The organism is Brevundimonas sp. GW821-FHT02A10, from assembly GCF_059422025.1.
Window position 1 is genome coordinate 127,631 of the sequence record NZ_JBWKWC010000008.1, and the last position, 9,724, is coordinate 137,354.

Annotated in this window: 7 protein-coding genes; 5 read left to right on the forward strand and 2 right to left on the reverse strand. The window is 65.6% G+C overall.

The features are described from left to right. Positions 1-39: 39 nt before the first annotated feature. Complete coding sequence (gene rpoC / locus AC07U0_RS17810) at positions 40-4,233, forward strand: DNA-directed RNA polymerase subunit beta' (protein ID WP_494721310.1); 4,194 nt, start codon at positions 40-42, stop codon at positions 4,231-4,233. A gap of 113 nt (positions 4,234-4,346) precedes the next feature. On the opposite strand, the gene AC07U0_RS17815 is transcribed toward rpoC, so the two are convergent. Then, positions 4,347-5,186 carry a hypothetical protein gene (locus AC07U0_RS17815; RefSeq protein WP_494721311.1) on the reverse strand — a complete coding sequence of 280 codons (840 nt, stop codon included), beginning with the start codon at positions 5,184-5,186 and terminating at the stop codon, positions 4,347-4,349. 58 nt (positions 5,187-5,244) lie between these two features. Further along, positions 5,245-5,886 (reverse strand): hypothetical protein, encoded by a 642-nt coding sequence (locus AC07U0_RS17820; protein ID WP_494721312.1) that lies wholly within the window; start codon positions 5,884-5,886, stop codon positions 5,245-5,247. 434 nt (positions 5,887-6,320) lie between these two features. On the opposite strand from AC07U0_RS17820, the gene rpsL reads away from it, so the two are divergent. The 4 genes from rpsL to AC07U0_RS17840 all read left to right on the forward strand — a co-directional run. Then, positions 6,321-6,695, forward strand: coding sequence for a 30S ribosomal protein S12 (gene rpsL / locus AC07U0_RS17825; protein ID WP_013269204.1), 375 nt, complete (start codon positions 6,321-6,323; stop codon positions 6,693-6,695). 72 nt (positions 6,696-6,767) lie between these two features. Further along, positions 6,768-7,241 carry a 30S ribosomal protein S7 gene (gene rpsG / locus AC07U0_RS17830; protein ID WP_207931699.1) on the forward strand — a complete coding sequence of 158 codons (474 nt, stop codon included), beginning with the start codon at positions 6,768-6,770 and terminating at the stop codon, positions 7,239-7,241. Between the two features lie 167 nt (positions 7,242-7,408). Further along, positions 7,409-9,490, forward strand: a complete 2,082-nt coding sequence (gene fusA, locus AC07U0_RS17835; RefSeq protein ID WP_494721313.1) for an elongation factor G — start codon at positions 7,409-7,411, stop codon at positions 9,488-9,490. A 90-nt stretch (positions 9,491-9,580) separates the two neighbouring features. Then, positions 9,581-9,724 (forward strand): GTP-binding protein (locus AC07U0_RS17840; protein WP_494721319.1); only part of this gene is annotated, 144 nt, incomplete at its 3' end.

Consider the following 9,724-nt stretch of genomic DNA (forward strand, 5'->3'; position numbering starts at 1 on the left):
TCGAATTTTAGGCAGCTCCCCGCTGCAGAAGGAATCAAGATGAACCAGGAAGTCCTGAACATCTTCAATGCGGTCCCGGTCACCCCGACCTTCGACCAGATCAAGATCGCCCTGGCCTCGCCGGAGAAGATCCGCTCGTGGTCGTTCGGCGAGATCAAGAAGCCCGAAACCATCAACTACCGCACGTTCAAGCCCGAGCGTGACGGCCTGTTCTGCGCCCGTATCTTTGGCCCGACCAAGGACTACGAATGCCTGTGCGGCAAGTACAAGCGCATGAAGTACAAGGGCATCATCTGCGAGAAGTGCGGCGTCGAAGTCACCCTGGCCCGCGTCCGTCGCGAGCGCATGGGCCACATCGAGCTGGCCTCGCCGGTCGCCCACATCTGGTTCCTGAAGTCGCTGCCGTCGCGCATCTCGCTGATGCTGGACATGGCGCTGAAGGACGTGGAGCGCGTGCTCTACTTCGAAAACTACATCGTCACCGAGCCGGGCCTGACCCCGCTGAAGCAGAACCAGCTGCTGACGGAAGACGAGTTCTACCGCTACCAGGACGAGTTCGGCGATGACGGCTTCACCGCCGAGATCGGCGCCGAGGCCGTGCGCAACCTGCTGATGGGCATCGACCTCAACGCCGAAGCCGAGCGTCACCGCGGCGAGCTGGCCGACAGCCCCTCGGAAATGAAGGCCAAGAAGGCCTCCAAGCGCCTGAAGCTGATCGAGGCCTTCCTCGAAAGCGGCAACAAGCCCGAGTGGATGATCCTGACGGTCGTTCCGGTCATCCCGCCGGAACTGCGCCCGCTGGTGCCGCTGGACGGCGGTCGTTTCGCGACCTCCGACCTGAACGACCTGTACCGCCGCGTGATCAACCGGAACAACCGCCTGAAGCGCCTGATGGAGCTCCGCGCGCCGGACATCATCATCCGCAACGAAAAGCGGATGCTGCAGGAATCGGTCGACGCCCTGTTCGACAACGGTCGTCGCGGCCGCGTGATCACGGGCGCCAACAAGCGTCCGCTGAAGTCGCTCGCCGACATGCTGAAGGGCAAGCAGGGCCGCTTCCGTCAGAACCTTCTGGGCAAGCGCGTCGACTACTCGGGCCGTTCGGTCATCGTGGTCGGTCCGGACCTGAAGCTGCACGAGTGCGGCCTGCCGAAGAAGATGGCGCTCGAGCTGTTCAAGCCGTTCATCTATGCGCGCCTGGACGCCAAGGGCCTGTCGGGCACCGTCAAGCAGTCCAAGCGCATGGTCGAGCGCGAGCAACCCCAGGTGTGGGATATCCTCGAAGAGGTGATCCGCGAGCACCCGGTCATGCTGAACCGCGCGCCGACGCTTCACCGTCTGGGCATCCAGGCGTTCGAGCCGAAGCTGATCGAGGGCAAGGCCATCCAGCTGCACCCGCTGGTCTGCGCCGCGTTCAACGCCGACTTCGACGGCGACCAGATGGCCGTTCACGTGCCGCTGTCGCTGGAAGCGCAACTCGAAGCGCGCGTCCTGATGATGTCGACGAACAACATCCTGTCGCCCGCCAACGGCAAGCCGATCATCGTGCCGTCGCAGGACATCGTCCTGGGCCTGTACTACATCTCGCTGGTCAAGGACGGTGAGCCGGGTGAAGGCAAGCTGTTCGCCAACATGGGCGAGATCGACGCGGCGCTCGACGCCGGCGTGGTGACTCTGCACACCCGCATCAAGGCGCGCTGGACCGAGGAAGACAAGGACGGCAACGAGATCACCAAGGTGATCGACTCGACCCCGGGCCGCATGAAGCTCGGCGCCCTGCTGCCCAAGAACCCGAACGTCGGCTATCGCCTGCTCGAGAAGAACCTCACCAAGAAGGAAATCGGCAACCTGATCGACGTGGTCTATCGCCACTGCGGTCAGAAGGCGACGGTGATCTTTGCCGACCAGATGATGGGCCTCGGCTTCAAGGAAGCGGCCAAGGCCGGCATTTCCTTCGGCAAGGACGACATCGTCATTCCGGCGAAGAAGGCCCAACTGGTCGCCGAAACGCGCACCCTGGTCGAGGAATACGAGCAGCAGTACGCCGACGGCCTGATCACCAAGGGTGAGAAGTACAACAAGGTCGTCGACGCCTGGGCCAAGGCCACGGACAAGGTCGCCGACGAGATGATGGGCGAGATCGCGCAGCCGCGCGTCCTGGCCTCGGGTCGTACCGCCGAGATCAACTCGGTCTACATGATGGCCAACTCCGGTGCCCGTGGTTCGCAGGCCCAGATGAAGCAGCTCGGCGGGATGCGCGGCCTGATGGCCAAGCCGTCCGGCGAGATCATCGAGACCCCGATCGTCTCGAACTTCAAGGAAGGCCTGACCGTTCTGGAGTACTTCAACTCCACCCACGGCGCCCGTAAGGGTCTGGCCGACACCGCGCTGAAGACCGCCAACTCGGGTTACCTGACCCGCCGTCTGGTGGACGTTGCGCAGGACTCGATCGTCACCGAGGACGATTGCGGCTCCACGCGGGGCATCACCCTGCGCGCCGTGGTCGAAGGCGGCGACGTCCTGGTCTCGCTGGGTCAACGCGTCCTGGGCCGCTACAACGCCGAGGACATCAAGGCTCCGGGCACGGACACCGTCCTGTTCCCCGCCGACACCTATCTGGTGGAGGACGTGGTCGAGGTCATCGACCGCGAGGGCGTCCAGTCGGTCAAGGTCCGTTCGGCCCTGACCTGTGAAGCCGAAGCCGGCATCTGCGGCATGTGCTACGGCCGCGACCTGGCGCGCGGCACCAACGTCAACATCGGCGAAGCCGTCGGCGTCATCGCGGCGCAATCGATCGGCGAGCCGGGCACCCAGCTGACGATGCGGACCTTCCACATCGGCGGTACGGCCCAGGTGGCGGAAACCTCGTTCTACGAGGCGACCAACGCCGGTGTGATCAAGGTCGCGGGCCCGACCGTCACCGCCGCCCACGGCGACCTGGTGTCGATGAGCCGCAACGTCATCGTCACCGTCATGGTCGATGGCAAGGATCGCGAAAGCTACAAGATCCCGTACGGCGGTCGTCTGCGCGTCAAGGACGGCGAAGAGGTCAAGAAGAACCAGCGTCTGGCGGAGTGGGACCCCTACACCACCCCCATCCTGACTGAAGTCGGCGGCGTCGTCCGCTTCGAGGACCTGACGGAAGGCCTGTCGTTCAAGGAAGAGACCGACGAAGCGACGGGCATCGCCCAGCGCGTCGTCATCGACTGGCGCGCGTCGCCCCGCGGTTCGGACCTGCGTCCGGCCATGGGCGTCACCGTCGGCGACGCCTACGCCAAGCTGGCCTCGGGCTCTGACGCCCGTTACCTGCTGCCCGTCGGCGCCATTCTCTCCGTGGCCAACGGCGACAACGTCAAGCCGGGCGAAATCCTCGCCCGTATCCCGACAGAAGGCGCCAAGACCCGCGACATCACCGGCGGTCTGCCGCGCGTCGCCGAACTGTTCGAAGCCCGCCGTCCGAAGGACTGCGCCGTCATCGCCGAAATGGATGGCCGCGTTGAATTCGGTCGCGACTACAAGAACAAGCGCCGCATCAAGATCACGCCGGAGCCGGATGCCGATGGCAACCAGGGCGAACCCGTCGAGTTCCTGATCCCGAAGGGCAAACACATCTCCGTCCACGACGGCGATCTGATCCAGAAGGGCGACTACATCATCGACGGCAACCCGGATCCGCACGACCTGCTGCGCATCCAGGGCGTCGAGGCGCTGGCCGAGTATCTCGTGAACGAAGTGCAGGAGGTCTACCGACTGCAGGGCGTGCCGATCAACGACAAGCACATCGAGGTGATCGTTCGCCAGATGCTGCAGAAGGTCGAGATCATCGACTCGGGCGAAACCACCCTGATCCGTGGCGACACGGTCGAAGTGGCGGAAGCCGTGCTCGAAAACGAGAAGGTCGAAAAGCGTGGCGGCCGTATCGCCACCACCCAGCCGGTCCTGCTGGGCATCACCAAGGCGTCGCTGCAGACCCGCAGCTTCATCTCGGCGGCGTCCTTCCAGGAAACGACCCGCGTCCTCACCGACGCTTCGGTCAACGGCAAGAAGGACACGCTGGAAGGCCTGAAGGAAAACGTCATCGTCGGCCGTCTGATCCCGGCCGGCACCGGCGCCTACCTCCGGTCGCTGCAGAAGGTCGCCAACGAACGCGACGCCCTGCTGACCTCGACGCGCGAAGCCAACGTCGAGCCGCTTCCGGAAGACCTGCAGCTGGAGCTGGCCGAAAGCGAGTAATCGCTTCAGCCCTGCTGAATTGAACGAGGGCGGCCCCGGCGACGGGGCCGCCCTTTTTCTTTTGGCGCTACCGCTCGCGACGCGGTCTCTCGCGGCTTGAGCGCGCCCGGCGGCTACCGCTCGTGGCCGGGCAGGGGGCGGTGCTGGTCGCCGGGGGCCTTGTTGCCGCCCTGACGGATGGTGCTGGTCGCGCCCTCGCGCATCGACGGATCGAGGAAGGAGCCCGCGCAACCGATCCCCAGATTGCCGCCCGGGCATTCGCCCGACTTGACGTTGCCGCCGCCGGACCCCAGCGGGGCGCGTCGGGCCTCGTACTGTTCCAGCGCGCGGCGCCCCTCGGCGGCGAAGGCGTCCTGACGCCGTTGCTCGCTGGGCGTCAGGGTGCGGGCGCCGGGCGGGTGGCGACGGCCGGCCTCGGCGGCGTCCGCGTTGAACCGCTCGTCGCAGATCGCCTGTTCGGTCTCGCCCAGATGGCCGTCCATGGTGCGGCAGCCGCCTGGGCTGAGGCGCAGGGTCCGGCCGACGGCGGCGCTCAGGCTTTCGGGGCGGTAGCTCCAGGGGTTGGCTTCGCCGGGCGGAGCAGGGGCGCCGGCGGCCGGGGCGCCCGGCGCGCGCGGCGAGGGCATGGACGGTCGGTCTTCGTCTTCGTGCTTCAGCCTGGGCGGGGCGAACAGACGGCTCAGCGACCGCGTCAGGGGAGGGGCGTCCGCAGGCCGGGCCGGCGCCGAACGCGGAACCCGGGCGGTCTCGCCGTCCAGCAGGGGGCGGGGCTCCATCTCGACATAGACAGCCCGGTCATCGACGACGGTCTGCTCAGGCCGGGTCTCCAGCAGGCCCACGCCGATCAGGCCGAGCACCAGGGCGTGAAGCGAGACCGAGCCGACGAGAATGACGGCGCGGCGGCGGACCTCGGGGCGCCGGCCCAGTCCGTTCAATAGGCTTGCGTCGACCATCACACCCCGCTTCGGAGCGGCACAGGACCGTCAAACCGTGGCGAACTGACGGCGGGGGTCACTGGTCCCTCAGCATGGACATCAGGCCTGGGTAGGCGCCGTCCTCGCGGCGATAGGATCGCCAGGCCTCATTGGCGGCGGCCTGTCGGGCGAAGCCGTTCTCGCGGCGCTGTTCCGAGGCGTTCAGCCGGCGCTGGCCGATGCTCCGGGCTTCGGCGAGGGGAGGCGAGCCTCGCGCCTCGATCTGCGGCGGCGGGGCGCGATCCTGACAGTTGGCGGCCAGCCAGGCGCGGAGGTTGCTCAGGTCCCGGCAGACGTCGCCGCCCCACGGACCGGCAGGCCGAAGCGCCGTGCCGGGGCGAGACGCCTCCCTCCGGGCGGCGGCCTCCACCGCGGAATCCGGGGCGGCGTCGTGAGGCAGGGGGTGTCGGCCTGGCTCTGGCGGATGGAAGGCCGGGGACAGCCCGGCCTGGACAGAGGGCAGGGGCATGGCCCTGTCCGGATCCAGCCGATTGACCCGGACAAGGCGACCGTCTTTCGCGGTGAAGGGGATCAGTTCCACCAGCATGATGTCAGGAAAGAGCGGATCCTCGATGGGGCCGTCCCGACCTGGATCCTGGTCCGACAGGGCCCGCAGGGCGAGATAGCCGATGACGAGGGCATGGAAGGCGACCGACCCGACCACGGCGATCGGAACCATGGCCGTGCGACGTCCGGAGGACCCACGCCGTCGTCCGGGCCAATGCAACGCCTGATCCGTCATCCGCCCTCCGCTCAACCGAAGATGAGACGGGCAGGGTGGCCGTATTGGGGCCGAGCTTGGCCATTGTGAGGGCGGCTCCGGATGCCCATACTCCGGGATCCGACAGGCTCCGCTTGACCTGAGCCCCCCGGGCGCATATACGCGCCGGACTTTCGAGGCATGGGGGATTCTTCCCTCGCCGGGATCGTGACAATCGAACGGACGGGCTGTGCCCGCCGGAACGCCCAAAGCGCGCGTTCCGGTTTTTTCGTTTGGTTCGACGGTCTCACCTCAAAGACCCCGGGCGAGGCCAGCCGGCCTCGTTCAAAAGAAGGACATGAGGCGCCCCGGCCGACAGGCACACGCCTCCATCAGAAGTCGAGACGAGTTAAATGCCTACGATCAACCAACTGATCCGCAAGCCCCGCAAGCCCAAGCCCGTGCGCAACAAGGTGCCGGCCCTGGAGGGTTCGCCCCAGCGCCGCGGCGTTTGCACCCGCGTCTATACGACGACCCCGAAGAAGCCGAACTCGGCTCTGCGTAAGGTCGCCAAGGTCCGTCTGGCCAAGTCCGGCTACGAAGCCGTGTGCTACATCCCCGGCGAAGGCCACAACCTGCAGGAACACTCGGTTGTTCTGATCCGCGGCGGCCGCGTGAAGGACTTGCCCGGCGTTCGCTACCACATCCTGCGCGGCGTGCTCGATACGCAAGGCGTCAAGGACCGCAAGCAGCGCCGTTCGCACTACGGCACCAAGCGTCCGAAGTAAGACGTCCCGCCGACCTTCCAGATTCAGCCGGTTCCATCCGGCTTTCCGATACCGATTTAAGAGGCCCAGCCCATGTCCCGTCGTCACCGCGCCCAGAAACGCGAAGTCCTGCCGGATCCCAAATACAAGGATCTGACCGTCACCAAGTTCATGAACTATGTCATGTACGAGGGCAAAAAGGCCGTCGCCGAAAACATCGTCTACGGTGCGTTCGATATCCTGGCCGACAAGAAGAAGGACGTCGAAGCCGTCGTCACCTTCCACACCGCCCTGGAAAACGTTCAGCCGTCGGTCGAAGTCCGTTCGCGTCGCGTCGGCGGCGCCACCTATCAGGTGCCGGTCGAGGTCCGTCCGGACCGTCGCCGCGCCCTGGCCATCCGCTGGCTGGTCAACGCCGCGCGCAAGCGTGGTGAGAACACCATGACCGAAAAGCTGGCCGCCGAGCTGCTGGACGCCTCGAACAACCGCGGCACCGCGGTCAAGAAGCGCGAAGACACCCACAAGATGGCCGAAGCCAACCGCGCCTTCAGCCACTACCGCTGGTAAACGCCTTCAAAGCGTCATGGCTCTTACGTAAGAGCCGGGCGCTGACTATCTAGGACTATCCGGCGCGGGCGGTTTGAGCTAAATCGCCCGCGCCCGCTTATCCAGACACCGTACGATCTTCCCGAGGACGCCCTTCGCGTCCTGAACTCACTTCAAGGCACGTTTTCATGGCCCGCACTCACAAGCTCGAGGACTACCGCAACTTCGGCATCATGGCGCACATCGACGCCGGGAAGACGACGACGACCGAGCGGATCCTGTATTACACCGGCAAGAACCATAAGATCGGCGAAGTCCACGACGGCGCCGCGACCATGGACTGGATGGACCAGGAACAAGAGCGCGGCATCACCATCACTTCGGCCGCGACGACCGCCTTCTGGCAGGGCAAGCGCCTGAACATCATCGACACCCCCGGGCACGTGGACTTCACCATCGAAGTCGAACGTTCGCTGCGCGTCCTCGACGGCGCCGTGACCGTGCTGGACGGCAACGCCGGCGTTGAGCCGCAGACCGAAACCGTCTGGCGCCAGGCCGACAAGTACTCGGTGCCGCGCATCGTCTACGTCAACAAGATGGACAAGATCGGCGCCGACTTCGACGCGTCGGTCCAGTCGATCCGCGACCGTCTGGGCGCCAAGGCCGTGCCGATCCAGTTCCCGATCGGTTCGGAATCCTCGCTGACCGGCCTGGTCGACATCGTCGCCATGAACTCGGTCGTCTGGGACAACGACGCCCTGGGCGCCAACTTCACCGTCGGCCCGATCCCGGCCGACCTGGTCGACAAGGCGAATGAAGCCCGTCAGTACCTGATCGACAACGCCGTCGAGCTCGACGACGAAGCCATGGAAGCCTACCTCGAAGGCACCGAGCCCTCGACCGAAGTGCTCAAGAAGTGCATCCGCAAGGCCGTGCTGACCGGCGCCTTCTACCCGATCCTGTGCGGCTCGGCGTTCAAGAACAAGGGCGTGCAGACCCTGCTCGACGCCGTCGTCGACTACCTGCCGTCGCCGCTGGACATCCCGCCGACCCCGGGCATCGACTTCAAGACGGAAGAGCCCGTTGTCCGCAAGGCTTCGGATGATGAGCCCCTGTCGGTTCTGGCGTTCAAGATCATGGACGACCCCTTCGTCGGTTCGCTGACCTTCTGCCGCCTGTACTCGGGCAAGATGGAAACGGGCATGAGCCTGCTGAACTCCTCGCGCGACAAGCGTGAGCGCGTCGGCCGCATGCTGCAGATGCACTCGAACAACCGTGAAGACGTCAAGGAAGCCTACGCCGGCGACATCGTCGCCCTGGCCGGCCTCAAGGAAACCCGCACCGGCGACACCCTGTGCGATCCGCTGAAGTCGCCCGTCATCCTCGAGAAGATGGAATTCCCGGCCCCGGTTATCGAAATCTCGGTCGAACCGAAGTCGAAGGCCGACCAGGAGAAGCTGGGCGTCGCCCTGGCCAAGCTGGCCTCGGAAGATCCGTCCTTCACCGTCTCGACCGACCACGAGTCGGGCCAAACCATCCTGAAGGGGATGGGCGAGCTGCACCTGGACATCAAGATCGACATCCTGAAGCGCACCTACAAGGTCGAGGCCAACATCGGCGCGCCGCAGGTCGCCTATCGTGAATCGCTGGGCCGCAAGGTCGACATCGACTACACCCACAAGAAGCAGACCGGCGGTACGGGCCAGTTCGCCCGCGTCATGATCACCTTCGAACCCGGCGAGCCGGGCTCGGGCTTCATTTTCGAGAACTCGATCGTCGGCGGCGCGGTGCCCAAGGAGTACATCCCGGGCGTCGAAAAGGGTCTGACCTCGGCCAAGGACAACGGCCTGCTGGCCGGCTTCCCGCTGATCGACTTCAAGGCGACCCTGACGGACGGCAAGTACCACGACGTCGACTCCAGCGTGCTGGCGTTCGAAATCGCGTCGCGCGCCGCCTTCCGGGAACTGAAGGAGAAGGGTTCGCCCAAGCTGCTCGAGCCGATCATGGCGGTTGAGGTCGTGACCCCCGAGGACTACCTCGGTTCGGTCATCGGCGACCTGAACGGCCGTCGCGGCATGATCCAGGGTCAGGACATGCGCGGTAACGCCACCGTCGTGAACGCCTTCGTGCCGCTGGCCAACATGTTCGGCTATGTGAACACGCTGCGCGGCATGTCGCAGGGCCGCGCCGCCTTCACCATGCAGTACGACCACTACGAACCGGTGCCGCAACACGTCGCCGACGAAGTGATCAAGAAGTATTCCGCCTAAACCCCAACCAATCCCGGACGGAGCCCGCTCCGTCCGGACCCCTGAAAACCTAGGACTAAAGCCCCCTGTTCAGGGGACGGAGAGAAGAGAATGGCCAAGGAAAAGTTCGAACGTAACAAGCCGCACTGCAACATCGGCACGATTGGTCACGTTGACCACGGCAAGACGACGCTGACGGCGGCGATCACGATGACGCTGGCCAAGGCCGGCGGCGCCAAGGCGATGGCTTATGCG

Bases quoted from the DNA above. Each gene is read 5' to 3' on its own strand.
- AC07U0_RS17815 (WP_494721311.1), bottom strand. From the start codon at position 5,186: ATGGTCGACGCAAGCCTATTGAACGGACTGGGCCGGCGCCCCGAGGTC.
- AC07U0_RS17820 (WP_494721312.1), bottom strand. From the start codon at position 5,886: ATGGTTCCGATCGCCGTGGTCGGGTCGGTCGCCTTCCATGCCCTCGTC.
- rpsG (WP_207931699.1), top strand. From the start codon at position 6,768: ATGTCCCGTCGTCACCGCGCCCAGAAACGCGAAGTCCTGCCGGATCCC.
- rpsL (WP_013269204.1), top strand. From the start codon at position 6,321: ATGCCTACGATCAACCAACTGATCCGCAAGCCCCGCAAGCCCAAGCCC.
- rpoC (WP_494721310.1), top strand. From the start codon at position 40: ATGAACCAGGAAGTCCTGAACATCTTCAATGCGGTCCCGGTCACCCCG.
- fusA (WP_494721313.1), top strand. From the start codon at position 7,409: ATGGCCCGCACTCACAAGCTCGAGGACTACCGCAACTTCGGCATCATG.